This is a genomic window from Streptomyces radicis, from assembly GCF_003626575.1.
Taxonomy (GTDB): Bacteria; Actinomycetota; Actinomycetes; order Streptomycetales; family Streptomycetaceae; genus Streptomyces; species Streptomyces radicis.
Genome location: NZ_RBDY01000015.1, coordinates 117,711 through 139,355, shown reverse-complemented (window position 1 = coordinate 139,355; position 21,645 = coordinate 117,711). Strand labels below are relative to the sequence as shown.

Annotated in this window: 16 protein-coding genes and 1 pseudogene; 10 read left to right on the top strand and 7 right to left on the bottom strand. The window is 74.2% G+C overall.

Annotated features, from left to right (window positions below; translation table 11 throughout):
* The first annotated feature begins 3 nt into the window (after nt 1-3).
* The gene (locus D7318_RS19885; protein WP_120698477.1) at nt 4-966 is read left to right on the top strand and encodes an ROK family protein; all 963 of its coding nucleotides are present in this window, start codon (nt 4-6) and stop codon (nt 964-966) included.
* 45 nt (nt 967-1,011) lie between these two features.
* On the opposite strand, the gene D7318_RS19880 is transcribed toward D7318_RS19885, so the two are convergent.
* Nucleotides 1,012-3,669 (bottom strand): BTAD domain-containing putative transcriptional regulator, encoded by a 2,658-nt coding sequence (locus tag D7318_RS19880; RefSeq protein WP_183091488.1) that lies wholly within the window; start codon nt 3,667-3,669, stop codon nt 1,012-1,014.
* Nucleotides 3,670-4,208: 539 nt separating this feature from the next.
* Here D7318_RS19880 and D7318_RS19875 point away from each other — a divergent pair.
* Entirely contained in the window at nt 4,209-6,995 is a 2,787-nt protein-coding gene (locus D7318_RS19875; RefSeq protein WP_120698475.1) for a helix-turn-helix transcriptional regulator, read from the top strand.
* A gap of 166 nt (nt 6,996-7,161) precedes the next feature.
* Here D7318_RS19875 and D7318_RS19870 read toward each other — a convergent pair whose 3' ends face one another.
* The 4 genes from D7318_RS19870 to D7318_RS19855 form a co-directional block, all read right to left on the bottom strand.
* The gene (locus D7318_RS19870; RefSeq protein WP_120698474.1) at nt 7,162-7,605 is read right to left on the bottom strand and encodes a DUF6508 domain-containing protein; all 444 of its coding nucleotides are present in this window, start codon (nt 7,603-7,605) and stop codon (nt 7,162-7,164) included.
* A gap of 143 nt (nt 7,606-7,748) precedes the next feature.
* Nucleotides 7,749-8,492 (bottom strand): transglycosylase SLT domain-containing protein, encoded by a 744-nt coding sequence (locus D7318_RS19865; protein WP_120698473.1) that lies wholly within the window; start codon nt 8,490-8,492, stop codon nt 7,749-7,751.
* Nucleotides 8,493-8,826: 334 nt separating this feature from the next.
* Nucleotides 8,827-10,080, bottom strand: coding sequence for a cytochrome P450 (locus tag D7318_RS19860; RefSeq protein ID WP_220729712.1), 1,254 nt, complete (start codon nt 10,078-10,080; stop codon nt 8,827-8,829).
* A gap of 42 nt (nt 10,081-10,122) precedes the next feature.
* A complete protein-coding gene (locus D7318_RS19855) occupies nt 10,123-10,917 on the bottom strand; it encodes an IclR family transcriptional regulator (RefSeq protein ID WP_120698472.1) in 795 nt (264 codons plus the stop codon).
* A 462-nt stretch (nt 10,918-11,379) separates the two neighbouring features.
* Between D7318_RS19855 and D7318_RS19850 the strand changes: the two genes are divergently transcribed.
* Genes D7318_RS19850 through D7318_RS19825 form a run of 6 tightly spaced genes read left to right on the top strand, consistent with a single transcriptional unit; the run spans nt 11,380 to nt 16,963 of the window.
* Nucleotides 11,380-12,411, top strand: a complete 1,032-nt coding sequence (locus D7318_RS19850) for an ABC transporter substrate-binding protein (RefSeq protein ID WP_120698471.1) — start codon at nt 11,380-11,382, stop codon at nt 12,409-12,411.
* An 8-nt stretch (nt 12,412-12,419) separates the two neighbouring features.
* Nucleotides 12,420-13,421: an NrtA/SsuA/CpmA family ABC transporter substrate-binding protein gene (locus tag D7318_RS19845; protein WP_120698470.1), complete on the top strand. Its 1,002-nt coding sequence runs from the start codon at nt 12,420-12,422 to the stop codon at nt 13,419-13,421.
* Entirely contained in the window at nt 13,418-14,275 is an 858-nt protein-coding gene (locus D7318_RS19840) for an ABC transporter permease (RefSeq protein WP_120698469.1), read from the top strand. The genes D7318_RS19845 and D7318_RS19840 overlap by 4 nt, the downstream gene beginning before the upstream one ends.
* The gene (locus tag D7318_RS19835; RefSeq protein WP_120698492.1) at nt 14,272-15,003 is read left to right on the top strand and encodes an ABC transporter ATP-binding protein; all 732 of its coding nucleotides are present in this window, start codon (nt 14,272-14,274) and stop codon (nt 15,001-15,003) included. The genes D7318_RS19840 and D7318_RS19835 overlap by 4 nt, the downstream gene beginning before the upstream one ends.
* Nucleotides 15,004-15,008: 5 nt before the next feature.
* Nucleotides 15,009-15,872, top strand: a complete 864-nt coding sequence (locus D7318_RS19830; protein WP_120698468.1) for an ABC transporter substrate-binding protein — start codon at nt 15,009-15,011, stop codon at nt 15,870-15,872.
* Between the two features lie 11 nt (nt 15,873-15,883).
* The gene (locus D7318_RS19825) at nt 15,884-16,963 is read left to right on the top strand and encodes an LLM class flavin-dependent oxidoreductase (protein ID WP_120698467.1); all 1,080 of its coding nucleotides are present in this window, start codon (nt 15,884-15,886) and stop codon (nt 16,961-16,963) included.
* Between the two features lie 161 nt (nt 16,964-17,124).
* Here the strand turns inward: D7318_RS19825 and D7318_RS34060 are convergent.
* Nucleotides 17,125-17,244: pseudogene (locus D7318_RS34060) on the bottom strand (ATP-binding cassette domain-containing protein); the annotation flags it as partial.
* A 68-nt stretch (nt 17,245-17,312) separates the two neighbouring features.
* Between D7318_RS34060 and D7318_RS19815 the strand changes: the two are divergent.
* Complete coding sequence (locus D7318_RS19815; protein WP_230423911.1) at nt 17,313-19,052, top strand: right-handed parallel beta-helix repeat-containing protein; 1,740 nt, start codon at nt 17,313-17,315, stop codon at nt 19,050-19,052.
* The gene (locus D7318_RS19810; protein ID WP_120698465.1) at nt 19,049-19,456 is read left to right on the top strand and encodes a hypothetical protein; all 408 of its coding nucleotides are present in this window, start codon (nt 19,049-19,051) and stop codon (nt 19,454-19,456) included. Before D7318_RS19815 ends, D7318_RS19810 begins: the two co-directional genes overlap by 4 nt.
* 42 nt (nt 19,457-19,498) lie before the next feature.
* Here D7318_RS19810 and D7318_RS19805 read toward each other — a convergent pair whose 3' ends face one another.
* On the bottom strand, nt 19,499-21,493 hold the full coding sequence (locus tag D7318_RS19805) for a hypothetical protein (protein WP_120698464.1): 1,995 nt from the start codon (nt 21,491-21,493) through the stop codon (nt 19,499-19,501).
* Nucleotides 21,494-21,645 lie beyond the last annotated feature (152 nt).

The window sequence follows — 21,645 nt, the reverse complement described above, 5'->3', positions numbered from 1 at the left end:
TCGATGAACGCGCCCACCGGCCGCCTCGGCATCGACATCGGCGGCACCAAGGTCGCCCTGCGCGCCGTCGCCGACGGCGCGCGGGGCCGGGGGAACGACCGGGCCGACGCCTGGGAAGACGCCTGGGAAGACGTCTTCCGCTGGCCGGAAACCGGCGACGCGGACCGCGATCTGGCGGCGCTCGCCGAGCGGGTACGGGCGTTGCGCGACCGCTGGGACGCGCCCGTCGCCTCCGTCGGCGTCGCCATGCCTGGCACCGTCGACCCCGCCGGACGGGTCGTCACCTGGCCGGGCCGACCGTCATGGACCGGCCTGGACTTCGGCGCCTCGCTGCGCGCCCTGTTCCCCGCCGCCCGGGTCGCCTGGGCGGACGACGGCGACCTCGCGGCCCTCGCGGAGGCGCACGCCACCGGCTGCGCGAACCTGGTCTACCTCGGCGTCGGCACCGGCATCGGCGGCGGGATCGTGCTGGGCGGCCGCCCCTGCCCCGGGCTCGGCCGGGGGTCGAGCGAGATCGGGCATCTGATCGTGGACAGGGCGGGGCCGCGCTGCGGCTGCGGGCGGCGCGGCTGCCTCCAGGCGGTGGCCGCGGGACCCGCCACCCTGCGGCGGGCCGCCAGGCTGCGCGGCACCGGCGGCGAGGTGCCGTTCGCCGCGCTGCGTGAGGCGTTCGCCGCCCGTGCGCCATGGGCGGTGGCCGCCGTGGACGAGAGCTGCGCCGCGCTCGGGGCCGCCATCGTCTCGCTCGGCGAACTGCTCGCCCCCGACCGGGCGTTGGTCGGCGGCGGGTTCGCCGACGGGCTGCCGGGCTTCGTGGCCGCGGTCGCCGACCACGCCCGCGGCCTCGCCAGGCCGGGCCACCCGCCGCCCCCGGTGGGTCCCGCGGTGCTCGGCGGCCTGTCCTCCCTGCACGGCGCGGTCCTGCTGGCCGAGGACCCGGGCCCGGCGGGCCCTGGCCCGGCCTGAGCCGCGCCGCGCCCGGCGCCCCGGCGTGCCCGGGGCGCCGTCGGCCTATCCGGCCGGGGCGGCGAGCGGCGCGGCCCTGGGGCGGGGGGCGCGCGGCGCGACCCGCTCGGCCTCCCGCATCTCCAGCCACCGCGCGGCCCGGCTGTGCTTCGCCGACCTGACCTCACGCGGCAGCTGCGCGTACGCCACCTCCCGCACCACCACCTGCTGGAAGTCGTACTCGGGGTCGCCGGTCACCGACACCCGCCCGTTGCGCCGCAGGAACTCCCCGCGCTCCAGGCCCTCCAGGTGCCGACGCACCTCGATCCAGCTCCGGCCGCCGACCGCGGCCAACGCCACCGCGTCCACCGAGGCGCCGAAGATCGCCGCGTCCTGGAGCACCGCCTTGGCCCCACGGGGCAGGGTGTCGAGCCGGGCCGCGATGATGCTGCGCACCGCGGGCGGGGTCGGTATCTCCCGGTCGGGCGGGCCGTCCCGCAGCGCTCGCGCGTACTCCACGGCGAACAGGGGGTTGCCGCCGATGCTCGCCACCAGCGGATGGCGGGCGTCGAGCGGCTGGTCGCCCGGGCGGTGCGAAGGCAGCAGCGAGGAGAGCAGGAACGCGGCGCCCGTGTCCGACAGCGGGTCGAGCAGCAGGGTGGTCGAGTCCCGGAGGCCGCCGTGCTGGCAGGGCCTCGGCTGGCCGTGCACCGGGCGGGCCGTCGCCACGATGAGCACCGGCACGGGACGGGTGTTCACGATCAGCTCCTGGACGAACTCGATCATCGGCGTCTCGGCCCGGTCCAGGTCCTCGAAGACCATCACCAACGGCTGTTCGGTCGCCGCCTCCTCGATGAAGCGGCGCCATGCCGCGAACGCCTCGGGGGTGCCGCCGCGCGGCCGCGGGCCCGGGGTCAGCCCGGCCAGCGGACGCAGGTGCGGCAGCAGCCTGGCCGCGGTCTCGCCGGGGCCGACCAGGCGCCGCACCGTGTGCAGCAGCCGCCCCTCGACGACCGTCGGCGAGTCGGTGTGCAGCACGCCGAGGAGCGACCTGACCACCTCGGCGAGCGGGCCGAAGGGCGTGTTCGTGGGGAAGGACGAGGTGCGGCCGAGCACGAAGCGGAAGCCGTCCGCCACGTCGCCCACCGTCCGGCCGAGCTCGGCGACCAGGCGGCTCTTGCCGACACCGGCCTCGCCCACCACCGCGGCCAGCTGCGGCCTGCGGCGGCGCAGGACGTCCCCCAGCAGGCCCTGGAGGATCTCCAACTCCCGCTCGCGCTCCACGAACGGCGGCGTCGGCTGGTCGGGAACGCGGCACTCCCTGATCCCCGTCACCCCCCAGCCGCCCATCGGCTGCGGGGACGCCTCGTGGACGAAGGCGGCCTCGCTCATCTGCCGGGTCGCGTCGCACACCCGTACCTCACGCGGGGAGGCCAGCATCAGCAGCCGCATCCCGACATCGAGCACCCCACCGGCCACCTCGGGCGTCCCGGCGTCGCACTCCGGCTCCCGGCCCCGCGTCACCAGCACCTCCCCGGTGGCCACCGCGGCCCTGGGCCCGGGCTCGAGCCCGGCGTCGGCCGACTGCCGCGCCGCGACACGGTCGCGGATCGCAAGACCGGCCCGCACCGCGCGTTGGGCGTCGTCCTCGCGGTTCCGCTCCACGCCGAACAGCGCAAGCCACACCGACCCCATCCGGCCGTGCAGCACCCCGCCGTACCGGTCGACCTCCTCACGCACCGCGGCGGTGACCCGCCGCGTCCCCTCCGCGGCGTCCTCCGGGTCCTGCGCCTCGCCACCGTCGCCCTCCTGGGCCCGCACCAGCAGCACGCTCACCCACTTGCGCTCCACCGCGGCGCCGCCCGCCCCACGCTCGGGCCCCGCGGCCCGCGCGTCACCCCCGGGCACGGGCTCGTGCGTGGCCCGGGCCGCCGCGCCGGGCCGCGCGTCCGCCCCGTCCGCCGCGACATCGGCGGGCCCCGTCCTGTCGGCGGGCGCGCTGCGCAGCGAAACGGCCGTTCCGCCGGCCGCCAACAGGGCGAGGGACGGATCGTGGTTGAGGATGGAACGCTCCAACTCCCGCAGCTCGTGCCCCGGGTCGAGGCCCAGCTCGTCCACGAGCACCGTCCGCGTCCGCCGATAGGCCTCGAGCGCGTCGGCCTGCCGACCGCTCCGGTAGAGGGCCATCATCAGGAGCCCGCACAGCCGCTCCCTGCGCGGCGCCGCCTCGGCGGCGGCGGCCAGCTCGTCGATCACCTCGTGGTGGCGGCCGATCGCCAGCTCCGCCTCCGCGCAGTCCTCGAGCACCGCGAGCCGCATGCCCTCCGCGGTGGCCAACTCGGGCCAGTCGACGCCGACCTCGGCCAGGTCGGCCAGCAGCGGGCCGCGCCACAGGTCCAGCGCCTCCCGCAGCAGCGTGGCGGCCGCCCCCCACGCGCCCACCGCCAGCTCCGCCCGGCCCTGCTCGGCCCCGCCGCGGAAACGGAACCAGTCCACCCGCTCCGGGTCGACGCGCAGCAGATACCCCGGCGCGTGCGTCAGCAGGGAAACCTGCCGCGCGTCCCTGACATCCAGTCGGCGGCGCAGCCCCGCGACCGCGTTCTGAAGCATCTTGCGTGCGGTGATCGGTGGTTTATCCCCCCACAGCGCCCGCAATAAATGACTGGTTGCCACGGTTTCATTGGCATGAAGCAGCAGATAGCCGAGCACCGCTCTCTGAGTCATTCCTCTGAGCTGAATCGAACGGCTGCGGTCGGTGATCTCCATGGTGCCCAGGATCCTGAATTGCATGCGACTGAACCTCCGTCTCGGTTCGATTTCTCACGCGCAATTGACAGATCGCTACCAGCGATCGATGTGCGGTGGGGGGGCACATGGCGACAAGCCTCAAATCAAGCATCAATTCTGTTGTCAAGAGGAGTCGGTGTCAAGGGTGTTACCGCCCGCCACCGGGGCCGGAAGCCCGACGGGGGCGCGGTGGTCTCGTACTGTGAAGTTTCGATTAACGATTCCAGCCTTCACGGAGAAACGGCATCAAACCGGTAAGACGGCACCAAAACGCCCAACGCCACGTGTGGGGTATCTCTCACTCCCCCGCTCCTACCATGGGTGACGCTAATGCAATTGCCAGGCGATTCCCGAAGAATGGGCGGCAGATGCAACTTCGCCCCCAGCGGCATTGTTAGAGTGAGCGCCGAGCCGCTGTTCACGAAGGAGTGCGCAGGTCAACGAGGTTATGCCACATCTCGACAAGGGGGTGACCGGTGCGTCTGCTCGAACGGGGCGACCACCTGGTGCGGCTGGGACTACTACTCGACGACTCAATACGCGGGGAGGGGCGAACCGTTCTTTTGAACGGCCCCGCGGGCAGCGGGAAGACAGAACTGCTGCGGAATTTCGCCGAAGCCGCCACAAAATCCGATGTCCTCTTCCTCGACGCCATCTGCTCACCAGCGGAACGGAAGATTCCGTTCAGCGTTCTCAGTCAGCTCTTCCGCAGCGCGCCACTGCCGCCTGGACTCGTCGCCAGGGCCGGGCAGTTGATCGACCGGGCATTGACCACGACGGCGCCCGCCACGTCACCGTACGAAGAGCTGACTTTCGAAGCGGTCCAGGTGATCCACGGGCTGAGTCAGGTGATCCTCGATCTCGCCGCCGAGACGCCCCTACTGATAGGGATCGACGACATCAGGAACGCCGACGGGCCGTCCTGGTGCTGCCTGCACTACCTGGCCCGCCGGATCAGCTCGGCCCGTATCCTGCTCGTACTCGCGGGAGAGGATCACCCCGAGCCCGAGAATTCACCGTTGCGCGCCGAATTGCTCCGCCTGCCGAACGTCGCCGAACTCCACGTGGGACTCCTCGGCCAGGACGCCGTCACCGGGCTGCTCACCGACGAGCTGGGCGCCCGCGCCGCCCACCGGCTGGCCCCCGCGCTGCACGCCGCGAGCGGAGGCAATCCCCTGCTGCTCCACGCGCTCGTCGAGGACCACAGGGAGGCGGCCGGGGTACGCGCCGAGGGCTACGGCCGCGCCGTGCTGCGCTGCGCCCACCGCGCGGGGCCCGAGCCGGTGCGGATCGCGCGCGCCCTGGCGGTCCTCGGCGAACCGGCTCAACCCGCCGCGCTCGGCGACCTCGCCGACACCACGCCCGCGACCGTGGAGCGGGCGCTGCGCACCCTGACCGCCGCCGGGCTGCTCGACGGCGGTGACTTCCGCCACCCGGCCGCCCGCGCCGCCGTCCTCGACGACCTGCCCACCACCGAAAGGGCCGCCTACTCCCGCCGCGCCGCCGAGCTGCTGCACCGCCAGGGCGCCGACCCGGTGGCGGTCGCCCGCCATCTCGTCGACGCGGGCGACGCCGCCCCGCTCTGGGCCCGCGACCTGCTGCTCGAAGCCGCCGAACACGCCCTGCTCGACGGCCGGGTGCCCTGGGCCGTCGAGTGCCTCGAGCTGGCGCACCGCGGCTGCCAGGACGGCCCCGAGCGAGCCGTTATCCGCGCCAGGCTCGCCGACGCGGAGTGGCAGCTCAACCCGCTGGCCGCCGCCCATCACCTCGGGCCGCTCGTCGCGGACCTGCGCGCCGGGCGACTCGCGCCCCGCCACGGCGTTCCGCTGATCCGCCAGCTCCTGTGGCTCGGCCGCGTCACGGAGGCCACCGAGGCCCTGGAGCACCTGCGCGCCCTGCCCGCCCCCGAGGCCGCGGGACTGCGCGACCTGGAGGCGTGGCTCGCCGTCGTCCACCCGCCCCTCGCCCCCCACCGCCCGAGGACCGCCGCGCCCGGCGGCCCCGAGGACGGCCTGACCGGCCCCCACGACGACGTGAGGCTCCGCTCGCTCGCCGTGCTCTCCGACCTCCTGACCCGCGGGCGGCGCGAGGAGACCGCCGAACAGGCCGAACAGACGCTCAGCGACCTGAGCCTGGGCCGCCCCGACCCGTGGGCCGTCGAGGCCGCGCTGCTCGCGCTCCAGGTGCTCGTCCAGGCGGGCCGGTACCGCGCCGCCGAACGCTGGTGCGACGACCTCGCGGAGGCCGCGACCCGGCGGACCCCGGTCTGGCGGGCCGTGTTCGCCGCCGTCCGGGCCGAGACCGCCCTGCGGCGCGGCGAGCTGGCCGAGGCCATGGCGGCCGCGCGGGCCGCGCTGACCCATCTGCCGCCCGGCGCCTGGGGCCTGGCCGTCGGCTTCCCCCTCGCCACCCTGATCATGGCCGCCACCAGGGCGGGCGACCACGACGAGGGCGCCCGGCTCCTGGCCCACCCCGTTCCTTTCGAGCTCAACGCCGGTCGCCACGGGCTGCACTACCTGCACGCCCGCGGCCACTACTACCTCGCCACCCACCACCCCCACGCGGCGCTCGCCGACTTCATGTCCTGCGGCGAGCTGATGCGCGGCTGGGGCCTCGACCTGCCCGACCTGGTGCCCTGGCGCACCAGCGCGGCCGAGGCGTGGCTGCGCCTCGGCAACAAGGACCGCGCCCGGCGCCTCGCCTCCGACCAGCTCGCCCGCCCGGGCACCGACGGCACGGCCGCCAGGGCGTCGTCCCTGCGGATCCTGGCCACCTCGGGGCCCGCCGCCCGCTGGCCCCAACTCCTCACGGAGGCACTCGACATCTTCGAGGACCACGGGAACCGCCTCGAACAGGCCCACACCCTGGCCGACCTCAGCCGCGCCCACTACGCGCTCGGGGAGAAGCGCCGCGCCCGCATGGTCTTCCGCCGCGCCTGGCACCTCGCCAAGCTGTGCCGGGCCAGGCCGCTGACCGAGGAGCTGCTGTCCGTGCCGTCGGGACTCAGCGGCGCCGTCGCCGAGCCCGAGGAGCGGGCGGAGCTGTCCCGTCTCACCGATTCCGAACGCCGCGTCGCCTCGCTGGCCGTCATGGGCTACACCAACCGGGAGATCGCCGGGAAGCTCTTCATCACCGCGAGCACCGTCGAGCAGCACCTCACCCGCGTGTACCGCAAGCTCGACGTCAAGCGGCGCCAGGAGCTGCCCGTCCACCTCGGCACCGGCGCCCCCGGCGGCGCGGAGCACGGCGGCAACGCCGCCTGAACGCCCCGGGGTCGGCCCGCCGCCCGGTGGCGGCGGGCCGACCTCCCACAGCGGGTGGTTCCGGTGCTGCGACGGGGTGGCCGCTGGCCCGGCGCGAACGCGTCGCCGTAGCGGACGGAGAAGTGCTCCGACCCGGCGACGTTCCCGGTCTCGGCCCCCGCGCCGCTCACGCGCCGGGGCGGTCCCGGTACCAGGTGGCCAGGGCGGCCAGGATCGCCGCCAGGGCGCCGCTCTCCACCGCCCTGCCGATGAACCCGTCGTTGAAGCGCTCCCCGCGCACGACGGCCGTGGCCATGCGGACCGCGTCGCCGGGCGACAGCGCGCCGCCGTCATAGGGCACGCGGCGCCGCATCCAGTGGTACGCCGGGGTGACCGCCCCCACCTCGGCCAGCGCGCGGCGGGCCTGCACGACCCGCTCGCCGTAGACGGGGCAGCCGATCCTGACGACGCCGTCCGCGCCCCGCTCGGACCGCGTCCAGCGGTAGTCGTCGTCGGCGTGCGGCTCGTCGGCGAACCGATCGGCGAGCGCGAGGAGCCGAGCCCACGCCTGGGCGGTGGTGTCGAGCCCCGCCAGCAGCGCGGCGTCGTCAGGATCGCCGTCCTCGCTCATGGGGAAACGCTACCCACCCGCGCAACCGGCCCCGTCCCCCGGGGCGGTCGCGCGCAGTCAGGTCGCGCCGCGGGCTCCGAACGAGCGCGGCGCCCGGTCCGCCGGGGGGCGGGCCGGGCGCTGTGCGCGGTGGGTGGTGCGCGTCAGTACGCGCTGTCGACGTTGTCCATGGAGCCGTACCGGTCGGCGGCGTAGTTGCAGGCCGCGGTGATGTTGGCGACCGGGTCGTAGATGTCCTTGCTCGTGCCCGCGACGTGGTACTGCTCGAAGGTCGGGTCGATGACCTGGAGCAGGCCCTTGGACGGGATGTTCTTCTCGGCGTTGCTGTCCCACAGGTTGATCGTGAGCGGGTCACCGCTCGACTCACGCATCAGGTTGCGGTGGATGCCCTCGTACGAGCCGGGGATGCCCTTCTCGTCCATGACCTTGAGCGCCTCGTCGATCCAGCGGTCGATGTCCTCGTCCGATGCGGCCCGCGCCTGGGGCTGCTCGTGGCGCTCGACGGTGATCAGCGTGCCGTCCTCGCGGTACTCGGCGCCACGGCCCTTGTCACGGGGCGCGTCGGCGCTGTCGTCACCGCGGTCGGCGCGCTCGTCGGCGCGGTCCGCGCGGTCACGCTTCGCGTCGTCGCGCCGCTGGTCGCCGTCGGCGTTCTTGTCGTCTCCGGTGCCGGGGGCCTGGCCCAGGGCGCCGTCGGGGCTCTGCGGGGCGAACGCCGCGGGGGCGGCGGTCTCCTCGGCGGTCCTGGCGACGTGGTGGTTCCCCTCGTCGGCGGCCGCGCCGGGCGCGAAGGGCAGGGTCAGGGTGGCGGCGCCAGCGGTGACGATGCCGGCCAGCGCGACCTTGCGGGTCAGGGTGCGGCGGGTGCCGTGCGTACTGGCGGTCATGAGACGTACCTCGTTTCTCTCTCCTGGGTGCGTGCGGGAGCGCACGCGTGGTGCGCGGGGAGCGTGCGGGGTGTGCCGCGATCGCGACGTGGCCCAGTGTGGGAACTGCCGTGGGGGCACCGCAAAAACAAGATCCACTAGGCAGGGTCGTAGGCCCTGGAGCCATCGCGCCGCCGTCTCACGCCACGCGGCACGGTGCCACCGAGGCGTCGGCCGGTGCTCTCCTATTCCCCTTCGGATGTGACGGGCGTCGCGTGGTCGGGCTCACAACGGGCCCGCCGTTCGCGCACCCTCCGGATCGGCGGGCGCTACGGAGCGCGACGCTCCGGGCGGCTCAGTCCTGGCGCGGCCCGCACACGACGGGGATGCGTTCGAGGCCGCTGATGAGCGCCCTTCGCCAGCCGAGCTCGGCGGTCGGCACGGCCAGGCGCATGCCGGGGAACGTCCTGGTGAGCGTGCGCAGCGCCTCCTGGAGCTCGATGCGCGCGAGGTGCGCCCCCAGGCAGAAGTGCGGCCCGTGCCCGAACGCCAGGTGGGGGTTGGGCGAGCGCGTGATGTCGAGCCGGTCGGGGTCGGGGAAGGCCCCGGGGTCGCGATTGGCCGCGCCGATGGCGGCGATCACCCCGTCGCCGCCGCGTATGCGCGTGCCCGACAGCTCGATGTCCTCGGTGGCTATGCGTAGTTGCCCGGTTTCGGACAGCCGGTGCAGCCGCAGCAGCTCCTCCACCGCCCCGGGGACGAGATCCGGGTGGGCGGCCAGCGTTCGCCACTCCCCCTGGCCGCCGAGCAGGGACGCGACGAACGTGCCCAGCTGGTTGGCGGTCGTCTCGAAGCCGCCGATCAGCAGGTTGAGGCCGAACGCGACGAGCTGCTCCTCGTCGAGCCGCCCGTGCTCGTCGCTCGCGCCGATGAGCTGGTCGAGCAGGTCGTCGGGCGCGCGGCCCTTCCTCAGCTCGACGCGCTTGGCGGCGAGCAGCCGACCGAGGTAGGCCTCGAGCTGGTCGTAGGAGTCGTCGGCCGCGTCGGCCTCGTCGGGTGACAGGCCGTAGACGCTTGCCGACCAGGCGGCGAACCGCTCGCGGTCCTCGTAGGGGACGCCGAGGATCTGGCAGATGACCCGGATCGGGAGGGGCTGCGAGAAGAGCGCGCGCACGTCGGCCGGTGTGTCCGCGGCGGCCAGGTCGTCCGCGAGCCGCTCCGCCAGGTCCCTGATCCAGGGCCGCAGACCCTCGAGATAGCGATGGCTGAACCCCGCGGTGAGCAGCTTTCTGACCCGGGTGTGCTCCGGCGGGTCCATCGTCGGCAGCGAGCCGCGCCGTGGCTTCGTCACCCCCGCCTGGGGCGCGCCAGGGGCGATCATCAGGGCCCGGGAGAAGCGCTTGTCGCTCAGCACGGCGCGGACGTCCTCGTAGCGCGTCACCAGCCAGGCCACATGGCCCGAGACGGTGCGCACGCGCACCACGGGGCTCGATTCCCGCAAGCGGGCCCACAGGGGCGAGGGCTCGAAGCGGAAGGAGCCGGGGAGCGGACAGGAGAGCAGGTCGTCCGACCCGCTCGGCCCGTCGGACGCCGCGTCAGCCATGCTCATGACCTCACCACCCGTCCGTATCATCGACCGATTCGGGGCCGCCTAATCGCCTCGGGGTGAACGGCGTTCGGCCGCGCGGCGGCGCTCCGCCGGGGGCAGCAGCAGCACCTCGATGGCCCACGCGCAGGCGCGGGCCTGGTCGAGGAACCACTCGGTGCGCTCGGCGGTGATCAGGTCGGGCGTTCCGCGGAGCGCGAGGGCGAAGCGCGCGGCTTCGATGTGGTCGAGCACCGGCACGGCCACGGTGCGGATGCCGTGCGCTGACTCGCCGTCGTTGACGGCGTAGCGCCGCGCGCGCACCTGGTCGAGCTCGGCCGCGAGGCGCGTGGCGTCCACGATGGTGCGGTCGGTGAACGCGGGCAGCGGCGGAAGGGACTCCACGCCGCCCTCGCCCGGGCGCGGCCACGCGAGCAGCACCTTGCCGAGCGCGGTGGAGTGCAGCGGCCTGCGCAGCCCGACCCGCGGGGTGACGGAGCCACCGGCCACGATCACGGCGTAGGGCCCGCTGCGCAGCGCCAGGTCCGCGGTGGCGCCGGTGCGCTCGGCGAGGTCGGTGAGCTCGGGCGCGACCAGGTGCAGGCCGCGCTGGTGGTAGGAGAGCCGCCCGAGCTCGGTGACCGCGGGGCCGAGCCGGTAGCGCGCGGTGCGGTGGTCCTGTTCGAGGAAGCCCGCGTCCAGCAGGGCGCGGGCCAGCCGGTGCGCGGTGGACGTCGAGAGATCGAGCCTGCGGGCGATCTCCGAGGCGCTGAGGTCGGGCGCGTTGTCGTGGAAGCAGTGCAGGATGTCGAGGGCGCGCCCGACGGACTGCGCGCCGGTCCCCGAAGTCGGCGTCACCATACGTCCCTTCGTGGGGGCCTTCGTGCGGGCCCCTCGTGGGGGGCCCTCCGCGGGTGCGAGGCCGCGAACATCTCACATGGCGGCATCCGCGCGGGAGCCGCACCCCCCTCGGCAACACCGCGTTCATGTGCGCTCCCACATGGTGGGACGTTCCTTGCCTGGCCGTTCCCGGCTGTGCCAGGCTCCGGGACAGCCGCCGGAGCGCGTGCGGCGGGAGCCGGGGAAGGGAGCGGAACGATGCGTCACGCCACCGTTGTCCCGTGCCCGCTCACGGCCCGCCGCCATGTCGACCTGGGGCGCGTCTCCAGCGCTGTCTGTCGCTGAGCCCACCCCCGCGACGCGCGGGGCCACTCCACGCACACTCCCCCGACGGCCCTTACGGCCCATGCCCTCGCGGTGCGGGGCGCCGCCGCGTCCGCCGCCGCGCCGCCGAGGGGCCCCAGCTCCTTCAGGGAAGAGTCCATGACACACCCAGCCCTGCCCACGGTCCTGTGGTACACCCGCTGTCCGGTGCCCACGGCGACCGGGATCGCCGCCGACCGCCGGTGGCTGTCCGACGAGTTCGCGCCCGACGGCATCGCGGTCCGCTCCCTCCAGGACGCGGCGACCGACGCCGACGCGGTGCCGCGCAGCACCCACTACACCCACGCCGAGGCCGCCCTGTTCAGGGAGGGCGGCAACGTGCCCGCGCTGTGGGCCCGTTCGCGCGGGGAGCCGACCCGGCTGATCGGGCTCACCTGGATCGAGGAGCGCCAGGTGATCCTGGTGGCCCCGGGGTCGGGGATCCGGGGCGCGGCGGCGCTGCGCGGGCGCCGCCTCGCCGTGCCACGGCACGGCCTGCCCATCGACTTCTGGCGGGCCATGGCCCTGCGCGGCTTCGAGGGGGCGCTCGCCTCCGCGGGCGCGGCACTCGATGACGCGGCCCTGGTCGAGGTGGACGCCGGGGGCTCGGACGGGCAGTGGGCGGCCGAGCTGGCCGCCCTCGGCCGGGGCGACGTGGACGCCGTGTATGTCAAGGGCGCCGTGGCCGTGGAGGCCGCGACGCGCGTCGGCGCCGAGGTGGCCGTGGAGCTCGACGAGCTGCCCGACCGCGCCCACCGCGTGAACAACGGCACCCCGCGCCCCATCACCGTGCACCAGCGGCTGCTCGACGAGCACCCCGCCCTGGTGGACCGCTTCCTCGCGGTGCTGGTGCGCGCCGCGGACTGGGCGGCGGACCGGCCAGACGACGTGGCGCGCATCCTCGGCGCCGAGACCGGCGCGGGCCCCGAGGGGGTCCGCGGCGCCTACCGGGCCGACTCCCACCGTTCGCTCCACCCCGATCTGTCCGAGGACCGGCTCGAGTCGCTGGCCCGCCAGGCCGAGTCCCTGTACGGCCACGGCTTCCTGCCCGAACGCGTCGACGTGCGGGCGTGGGCCGCGCCCGAACCCCTGCTCAGGGCGGCCCGCCGACACCGCCCGACCTCACCCTCCCGCCCCTCCCAGGACCCGTAGGACCCACCATGCGCATCCGCAGATCCGCCCTCGCCGCACTCGCCTCCGCCGCCGCGCTCGCGGCCCTCGCCGGCTGCGGGGACTCCCAGGCGGACACCGGCGATGGCGACGCCTCGACGGTCACCGTCCGCATCCCCGACCCCGGCAACTCCGGTGTCCTCGCCCTCGGCAAGAAGGACGGCTCGCTCGAACGCGCCCTCGCCGAGGTGGGCGCCGAGGTCGCCTGGACGGGCAGCGCGGGGCCGTTCGCGCCCGCCGCCCAGTCCCTCAACGCCGACCAGCTCGACATCGCGACCGGTTCCATCACCTCCGGCATCACCGCGCTGTCCCAGAACCCCAGGTTCTCGTTCTTCACCGCCACCGCGCCCGACCCCGCGGGCGAGGGGATCCTCGTCAGGGACGGCTCGGGCATCGAGTCCATCGACGACCTCGTCGGCCGGAAGGTCGCCGTCAACGAGGGCGGCACCGGCGAGTACCTGCTGCTCAAGGCCCTGGAACAGGAGGGCATCGACCCCGGGCTGGTCGAGCGGGTCTACCTGCGCCCCGACCAGACAGGCGCCGTCTTCAACGCGGGCCAGGTGGACGCCTGGGCGGTGTGGGCGGCGTACTCCGTGGCCGAGATCGGCGGCGGCGAGGCCCACTTCCTGGTGGACGGCGAGGACATCGCGTCCGACAACTACAGCCTCACCGCCGTCAGGACGGAGTTCGCCGATGAGCACCCCGACGTGGTGCACGCCCTCTACGCGTACCTGCGCGAGGCCAGCGCGCGGCAGCGCGAGGACCCCGAGGCGTTCCTGAACGTCAACACCGACGTCGGCCCCCAGGCCCTCACCGGCGACGCGCTGCGCGTGCAGGCGGAGTTCACCGCCCAGGGCAGCACCGTCGAGGCGATCACCGACGCGGACATCGAGCGGTTCCAGGACGTGGCGCGCTTCTACGCCGAGCACGGAGTGACCCGTGACGAGGTGGACGTCGCCGCGCACGTGCTCGACGTGACGACGCTGCGATGACGGCGACCGAGGACGTGCCCGACGTGCGGGCCGCCGAACGGGCGGGCGGCGAGAGCCGCCTGGTGACGCCGCACGCCCACGTCAGGCGCCCCCGCCCGCACTGGTACGCGACGACCGTGCGCGCGGTCGGCCCTCTGGTCCTGGTCACGCTGTGGTGGGCGGCCTCGGCCACGGGCGTGCTCACCCCCGATGTGCTGGCCTCGCCGGGCGCCGTGGCCGGGGCCGTCGTCGAGCTGTGGGGCGACGGCCAGCTCCCCGAGGCGCTCGCCACCTCGCTGACCCGCTCGGGCACCGGGCTGCTGATCGGCCTGACCGCGGGGCTGACCCTGGGCGTCATCACGGGGTTCACCCGGCTCGGCGACGAGCTGCTCGACTCCTCGCTCCAGATCCTGCGCACCATCCCGTTCCTGGCCCTGGTGCCGCTGTTCATGGTGTGGTTCGGGATCAACGAGATCGCGAAGATCCTGCTGATCGCCGTGGCGACCACGTTCCCCATGTATGTCTCGACATCGAGCGGCGTCCGCAGCGTCGACCCCAAGCTGGTCGAGGCCATGCGCAGCTTCGGCATGGGCAGGCTCGCCCTCGTGCGCGAGGTGGTCCTGCCGGGGGCGCTGCCCTCGCTGCTCGCCGGGCTCAGGCTGTCGATGACCCTCAGCGTGATCGCCCTGATCGCCGCCGAGGAGATCAACACGACCGCGGGGATCGGCTATCTGATGGTGCAGGCGGGCAACTTCGCCCGCACCGACATCCTGGCCGTCTGCATCCTGGTGTACGGGCTGCTCGGGCTGTGCGCCGACGTGATCGTGCGCGTGCTCGAACGGCTGCTGATGCCGTGGCGGGGGGCGGCCCGATGAGCGTCGCCGTACATGTTCGCGGCCTGCGCAGGGCGTTCGCCGGACGGGCCGTGCTCGACGGGCTCGACCTCACCATCGGCGCGGGCGAGTTCGTGGCGCTGCTCGGCGCGAGCGGCAGCGGCAAGACGACGCTGCTGCGGATCCTGGGCGCGCTCGACGAGGCGGACGCGGGCGAGATCCTGGTGCCCAGGGCGCGCACCACCGTCTTCCAGGAGCCACGGCTCGTCCCCTCCAAGCGGGTCCTGGCCAACGTGACCGTCGCGCTCCCCAGGGGCCTGGCCGAGCGCGGGCGCAGGGCGCTCGCCGAGGTCGGCCTCGAGAACCACGCCCGCGCGTGGCCCACCACCCTCTCGGGCGGCGAGGCGCAGCGGGTGGCGCTCGCCCGCGCCCTGGTGCGCGAGCCCGAACTGCTGCTGCTCGACGAGCCGTTCGCCGCGCTCGACGCGCTCACCCGGCTGCGCATGCAGGACCTGGTGAACGAGCTGTGCCGGGCCCACCGCCCCGCCGTCCTGCTGGTCACCCACGACGTCGACGAGGCGGTGCGCCTCGCGGACCGCGTCTGCGTCCTGCGCGGAGGGCGGCTCGTCACCGACGAGCCCGTCGACGTCCCCAGGCCCCGCGACCCCGGCGACCCCGCGTTCGCGGCCCTGCGCCGCCGCCTGCTCGCCGACCTCGGAGTCCCCGCGTTCACCCAGGAACTCGCCCAGGAATTCGCCAAGGAAGAGTGATCTGAATGACCGTCACCATCGGCGTCCACGACAGCAACCCCACCCTCTACTACCTCTCCCGCCTCGACCACGCGGCGGACGAGCTGGCCGCCGTGGGCGAGACCGTGGCGTTCCACCCCTACGAGAACGGCGTGCGCACCGGGCGGCTGCTGACGGACGGCGTCATCGACCTCGGCGGCACCGGATCGACCCCGCCGATCACCGCCCAGGCGGCCGGGCACGACCTCGTCTACGCGGCCGTCTCCGCCCCGCGCCCCGACCACGGCGCCCTGCTCGTCGCCGATGACAGCCCCGCGCGGAGCGTCGCCGACCTCGCGGGCGGCACCGTGCACCTGGCGATCGGCTCCTGGCAGACGCACCTGGTCGCCAAGGCGCTCGACGACCACGGCCTCTCCTACGCCACCGACATCGTCGCCGAACGCGGCGGCGAGGACAGCGAGAAGCTCCTGCGGTCAGGGGCGATCGCCGCCTGGGTGGCCCAGGGCCCGCGGCTGGCCGCCGCCCTGCGCGGCGGCGGCCTCCGCGTCCTGGTCCCCACCGGCGACGTCATCACCGACCGCTCGGTGTTCTTCACCCGCAGGGCGCTGGCCGAGGAGCGGCCCGATGTGGTCGAGGCGCTGCTGCGCGCCCTGCGCCGCGCGGACGCCTGGGCCGAGGCGCACCCGCGCGAGGCCGCCGCCATCGCCGCCGACCACCAGGGCGGCGACGTGGACGACTGGGAGACGGCGCTGCGCTCCCTGCCCTGGCGCATCGAGGGCGTGGGCGACGACTTCATCGCCGAACAGCAGCAGGCCGCCGACGTCTTCGCCCGCGTCGGCTTCATCGACACCCCGGTGCGGGTCGCCGACGCCGTCGCCCGCCGCCCCTGAGGGAGAACGCCATGGCCTCCGAAGTCCTCTGGTACATCATTCCGCGCGAGGGCGCCTACCCCTGGGAGCCCGAGGGGCGCCGCCCCGTGGACGCGCGCTATCTGCGGCGGCTCGCCGGGGCGGTGGACAGCCTCGGCTTCAGCGGCGCGCTGCTGGCGACCGACCTGCACGACGTCTGGCCGCTCGGCAGCGCCCTGGCCGCCTCGACGAGCGAGCGCTTCCACCCCCTGCTCGCGGTCCACCCCGGGCTGATCTCCCCGACGCTGCTGGCGAAGATGGCGCTCACGTTCGACACCCTCTTCGGCGGTCGGCTGCGCTTCAACGTCGTCAACGGCTCCACCAGGGCCCTGCGCGAGTACGGGCTGAACGTCGAGCACGACGAGCGGTACGCGTTGAGCGCGGAGTACTGGTCGATCGTGAAACGGCTGACCGCGGGCGAGGTCTTCGACCACCGGGGGCGCTTCTACGAACTGACCGGCGCGGGCGCCTCGTTCGGCGACCTGGGGCCGGTGCAGACCCCGCATGTGCCGCTGTGGTTCGGCGGCTCGTCGCCGCCGGGGATCGAGGTGGCGGCCGAGCACATGGACGTCTACCTCACGTGGGCCGAGCCGCCCGCGCAGCTCGCCGAGAAGCTCGACCGGGTGCGGAAGGCGGCCGCCGCGCACGGCAGGACCCTGCGCTTCGGGCTGCGCGTGCACCTGATCGTCAGGGACTCGGAGGACGAGGCGTGGGCGGTCGCCGACCGGCTGCTCGACGTGACGAGCGAGGCCACCTACGCCCGCCAGCTCGGGGACCGGGCGGGCGAGGACGGGGTCGGCTGGCAGCGGCAGTTCAGGCAGCACGGCGGCCGGGTCCCGGCGCGGGCCCGCGAGCTGGAGCGGCACCCGAACCTCTGGCCCGGCATGAGTCTCTTCAGGCCGGGTCCTGGCACCGCGGTCGTCGGCTCGACCGCCCAGGTCGTCGAGCGGCTGAAGGAGTACGAGGATCTGGGGGTCGACACGTTCATCCTCTCGGGGAACCCCCTGCTCGAGGAGGCGTACCGCGTCGGGGAGACGATCCTGCCCGCGCTCGGCGCGGCGCCGCGCCGCTGATCCCCCCGCGCGTGCGGGAGCGGAATGTCGGCGCGCTGCCACGGCGGGCCACCGGGGCGCACGGAGAGCGCGGCGGGCTCATCGACCAGCGGCTCGTGCACCGTGGTGCCGCCCTTGGCGCGGCCGATGAACCGCGGCATCACGCCGAGCTCGCCGTCCACGGTGACCCTGCCACCGTGCGGCCGCTCCTCGCCCCTCACCAGGCGCGGCAGGGTGCTCTTGCCCGCCCCGTTGGCGCCGATGAGCGCGGTCTTCGAGCCGTTGCCGACGTCGAACGACACCTCGTCGAGGAATAGTCGCGGGGGCGCGGGGGGCGGCCCTCCCCGAACTCCTTGGGTAGCATCGGCAGATGGCTCCGCGTGAGCGGTGGGGGGAGGGCGTGGGCATGGTCGCGAGGTATGTCGTCGCGCCACACGGCGGTCGTCGTGCCCATCGCGACATCGCCTCCGCGCTCGCCGCCGCGGCCGCGCGGGGCGGGGCCGCGGCGGTCGAGATCGCGCCCGGGCGTTACGAGGAGGCGCTCACGGTCCGGGGCGAGGTGGCGCTGGTGGCGGTCGGAGGCCCCGGCTCCGTCGTGGTGAGCCGACCGCGCGGCGCCGTCCTCGACGCCTTCGGGTCGGTGCACATCGACGGCCTGGTGCTGATCGGCCGCGACGCCGACGTCGTCGGGTGCCACGCGGGGACGCTCACGCTGGAGCGCTCCGAGATCCGGGCGCACAACGGCGTCGGCCTGCACGCCAGGCCCGGCACCCGCCTGACGCTGCGGGACAGCGTCGTGAGGCACGGCCGGACCCTCTTCGCCGGGGCGGAAGGGGTCGTCGAACGGTGCCGGTTCGTCGACGCCGCCGACAACGCCGTCGCGGTGATCGAGGGCGCCGACGTCTCGATCGGCGACAGCTGGATCGGGGGCAGCCTGATCCATGGCGTGCGGGTCAGCGACGCGCGGGCCCGGGTCACCGGGTGCGAGCTGACCGGCACGGGGAAGGCCGCCCTGATGGCGGACACGCGGGCCGAGCTCACCGTGGTCGGGGGCAGGATCGACGCCGTGCACGCCGAGGCGATCATGTTCAGCGTCCAGTCGCGTGGCTCGGTGGACGGCACGCGCGTCACCGACGCGGAGCACGGGATCGCGGTGGCGAGCGGGGCCGATCCGGTCGTGCGCGGCTGCTCGTTCACCGACTGCCGTGACACCGGGATCAACGTCCAGACCGCGGGCCGCGGCAGGTTCGAGGACTGCGAGGTCGTGGGCGCGGGCAACGTCGCGGTGTTCTCGACCAAGGGCGGGGCCCCCGAGGTGCATGGCTGCCGCGTCATCGGGGGAAACGTCGGCGTCGCGGTGACCGAGGCCGCGAGGGGCCGCTTCACCCGCCTGGACATCCGCGATCTGACGGGTTCGGCGCTGCGCGTCTTCGGCGACTCCAGGGCCGTGTTCGAGCGGGTCCGCGTGGAGCGCTGCTCCGCGGGCCTGGACATCTGGGGCGGCGGGGGCACCACGGCCGACGTCACCGACGCGGCGTTCCACGGCTTCGACCTCGCCGCGGTGTCGGTCCTCGGCCAGGCCCGGGTCACGCTCAGGCGCGCGGTGGCCGAGCGCGGGCCGTTGGGCTTCGGCGTGGCCGAGGACGCGCAGCTGTTCCTGCACGACTGCGCCGCGCGAGCGGTCAGCAGCGGGGGCGCCCTCGCGTACGGCAAGGGGCGGCTGGTCGCGAGGAACCTCACCGTGACCGGCTCGGAGGCGTTCGGCCTCGGCGGGGTGGACTCCGCCTATCTCGACGTCGCGGACAGCGAGTTCGCGGACTGCGCCGCCACGGGGGCGCGCTTCGCCGACGCGTGCGGCGGTCGGCTGGTGGACTGCTCGGTGCCGGGGACGCGGGGCGTGGCCGTGCAGGCCAACGGGCGCGTCGACCTGGTCGGGCTCCGCACGTCGCTGCGGGTCGTGCCGAGCGCCGAGCCGGACGAGCGCCCGCCGACGATCGTCAACCACTTCAACGGCCCGGTCTTCAACGCCGCGGTGCACAGCGCCCAGCTCGCGTGGAACAACACGAGCGTCATCCAGCGACAGACCGACGAGGACGGTTCCGCCACATGAACGACCCGCAGAACGAGCACCACTCCCAGGGCCCGGTGTTCAACGCCGAGGTGTCAGGGGCCCAGTTGGCCTGGAACAACGGGGAGGTCACCCAGAATCAGCGGAACAACAGCGCGGTCGCGCCCGGCTTCGAGGCGCTCGCCGAGCGGATCGAGGACCTGCTCAGGCAGCTGCCCCAGGCTGGCCTCGCCGATCGGGACCGCGAGGACGCCGAGTCAGCCGCCCGGGACGTCCTCACGGCCATCACGCGCCCTGGCCCCCCTGAGGAGGGCAGGCTCCGCCGCGCGGTCGCCCTGCTCAGGGGGGTGCTCGCCCCCGTCGCGACGGGGGTGGTGGCCGGTACGGCGGTGGGGGCGCAGGAGTGGGCCACGGCGGCGATCGAGGGCCTGACCGGCATCGTCTGACCTGGCGACGCCGAACGGGCGCGGCGGCCCGGCGCCCCGGACCTACCGTCCGACCACGGTGAAGGAGTGCGACACCGCGAACGAGCCGTAGCCGTAGGACACCGTGACCTCGTCGCCGTGGCGCGCGCCCAGCGTGGCCAGGTCGAGGGTGCCGCGGAACGTCGTGGTATTGGGCCCCGTCTGGGTGACGGTCAGCGCCTCGGCGGCGCGGTCGCCCACGCGGACCTCGACCGTGCCCTGGTCGAGGGACTCGGCGTCCAGGTTCAGCGGCGCGGCAAGCTCCACCGTCACCTCCCCGCGGCGGGGCACCACGCGCACGGGGTCGCCGCGGCGGTTGAGCACGTCGAGGCGCGTCTGGTCGACGGCGCGCCAGACGAGCGACTCGTTCCACGCGGCGTTGAACGCGACCCAGCCCTCGGTGTGGCCGATGTTCCCGGTGCCCGGGTTGAAGGGGTAGTGGCCGTTCTTCGGGCTGCCGTCGAGCACGCCTGGCAGGTTCTCCAGCAGCCCGGCGCCGCCCTGGTACTCGGAGAACCAGCCTCGCTCGACGCCCTCGAACCCGTCCTGCTCGCTCGGCGCGTCGTACGAGGCGTGGCGGCCCGTGGGGTTGCGGCCGAAGAGGTTGTCGACGTGTGCCGCGGCGATCTCGCGCAGCCGGTCGGCCAGCGGGTCGTCGTCGCCGAGCAGCCGGGCGGCGGCGAGCGCGGGCGCGGCGAAGCCCGCCACGTTGCCGGTCTCGTTGGGGTCGTCGGCGCCGCCGCCGGTGAAGGCGGGGATGGTCCAGCGCTCGTCGGAGTAGCGGCGGAAGTCCCAGAGGTTGTCCGAGCGTTCGGTGGCGACGCGCGCCCAGTCGCGGACGAACCCCTCGATGCCTTCGGGCGCCTGGTCGGGGTAGGCCTCGGCGAACTGCACAAGGCCGGTGATCAGCACATACTCGCTCTGCCGCTGCCCCTTGGTGACGGCGGGGTCGTCGAGGTCGAGGTTGCCGACCAGCCAAGCGGCCTGGTCCCGCGCGGCGTTCAGGTAGCGTTCGGCGTCGTCGCGGCCCTCGCGCAGCGCGACCTCGTACATCATCACGTTGGGCCACACCGAGTGGCCCGGGGGCAACTCGCCCTTGCCCGTGCCCACCTGGGTGTACGTCTGGAAGAGATCGCCCGTGTGGGGCGTGAACGCCTGCCAGTAGTAGCGGTCGCCCGCGGGGTCGCCCCAGGTGGCGAAGACATGGTCGCGGGCGCGCTCGTAGACGTCGGCCGGTATGTAGGCGGCGAGTTGGGGATAGGCGTGCACGAAGGCCGCCAACTGCTCCTTGAGCTGGGGCTCGTTGACGTCGGCCGCGAGCAGCAGCTCGACGCCCCAGTGGATGAGGCGCACGATCTCGGGCGTGTCATCGGGCAGCGTCACCGGCAGCCCCTCGTAGATCGCGTCGTCCACGGAGACCTGCTCGAACGCGCTGGGGTTGACGAAGTACAGGTCGACGAGCGTCTGGATCTCCCGGGAGTAGTGCGCCCCGTCGCGCCAGGTCACGGCCTTCATGCACTCGCGGTGGCCGTACTCGTCGCTGGCGAGGCCCGGCCCGTCGGCGAAGCGGGTGAAGTCGCCGAAGTAGCAGCGGCTCCCCGACATGAACTCGATGGCGCGCTGGTAGGACACCCGGTCGATCCAGTAGGCGCCGATCCCGAAGGGCACCGACGTGCCGACGCCCGCCGCGCCCTCGACGGTGACCACGAAGTCGCCGGTGTCGCGCGGGTCGAACGCGGTGAAGTCGCCCACGCCCCCGTGCACCCTGCCCCGGTACCTGACCTCGCCCGAGGCGTCGGTGATCTCGAAGGCCGCGCCGTCCTCGGCCCGCGGCGCGGTGAACCGCTTGGGCTCGCCGAGGCCGAATCCGCTCTGGTTCAGCAGGACCGGCTGTGCGGCGGTCGGGTCCCCGGGGGCCGCGGCGCGGGTGGAGTCCGGCTCCGCGGCCGCCGCCGCGGCGGCCCCTGGGATGACGCCGACGATGAGCGTCCCTGCGGCGATGAGTGCCCGCGCCTTCATGTGGTCCTCCGGCTCTTTATTGGCATGAGCGATTCATTTTGTGAGAACCTCTCCCACATGGCGCACGCCGTCAACCCCCTGTGCACGGGCGGAGTGCGAGAAGCCGCGAACATGGCCTGTAGGATCCACTATCTGGATGGCACTCCTAAAGG

Excerpts from the sequence above, each read along its gene's own strand:
- D7318_RS19885 (WP_120698477.1), top strand. The coding sequence starts at position 4 with ATGAACGCGCCCACCGGCCGCCTCGGCATCGACATCGGCGGCACCAAG.
- D7318_RS19880 (WP_183091488.1), bottom strand. The coding sequence starts at position 3,669 with ATGACTCAGAGAGCGGTGCTCGGCTATCTGCTGCTTCATGCCAATGAA.
- D7318_RS19870 (WP_120698474.1), bottom strand. The coding sequence starts at position 7,605 with ATGAGCGAGGACGGCGATCCTGACGACGCCGCGCTGCTGGCGGGGCTC.
- D7318_RS19865 (WP_120698473.1), bottom strand. The coding sequence starts at position 8,492 with ATGACCGCCAGTACGCACGGCACCCGCCGCACCCTGACCCGCAAGGTC.
- D7318_RS19860 (WP_220729712.1), bottom strand. The coding sequence starts at position 10,080 with ATGAGCATGGCTGACGCGGCGTCCGACGGGCCGAGCGGGTCGGACGAC.
- D7318_RS19855 (WP_120698472.1), bottom strand. The coding sequence starts at position 10,917 with ATGGTGACGCCGACTTCGGGGACCGGCGCGCAGTCCGTCGGGCGCGCC.
- D7318_RS19850 (WP_120698471.1), top strand. The coding sequence starts at position 11,380 with ATGACACACCCAGCCCTGCCCACGGTCCTGTGGTACACCCGCTGTCCG.
- D7318_RS19845 (WP_120698470.1), top strand. The coding sequence starts at position 12,420 with ATGCGCATCCGCAGATCCGCCCTCGCCGCACTCGCCTCCGCCGCCGCG.
- D7318_RS19840 (WP_120698469.1), top strand. The coding sequence starts at position 13,418 with ATGACGGCGACCGAGGACGTGCCCGACGTGCGGGCCGCCGAACGGGCG.
- D7318_RS19835 (WP_120698492.1), top strand. The coding sequence starts at position 14,272 with ATGAGCGTCGCCGTACATGTTCGCGGCCTGCGCAGGGCGTTCGCCGGA.
- D7318_RS19830 (WP_120698468.1), top strand. The coding sequence starts at position 15,009 with ATGACCGTCACCATCGGCGTCCACGACAGCAACCCCACCCTCTACTAC.
- D7318_RS19825 (WP_120698467.1), top strand. The coding sequence starts at position 15,884 with ATGGCCTCCGAAGTCCTCTGGTACATCATTCCGCGCGAGGGCGCCTAC.
- D7318_RS19815 (WP_230423911.1), top strand. The coding sequence starts at position 17,313 with ATGGCTCCGCGTGAGCGGTGGGGGGAGGGCGTGGGCATGGTCGCGAGG.
- D7318_RS19810 (WP_120698465.1), top strand. The coding sequence starts at position 19,049 with ATGAACGACCCGCAGAACGAGCACCACTCCCAGGGCCCGGTGTTCAAC.
- D7318_RS19805 (WP_120698464.1), bottom strand. The coding sequence starts at position 21,493 with ATGAAGGCGCGGGCACTCATCGCCGCAGGGACGCTCATCGTCGGCGTC.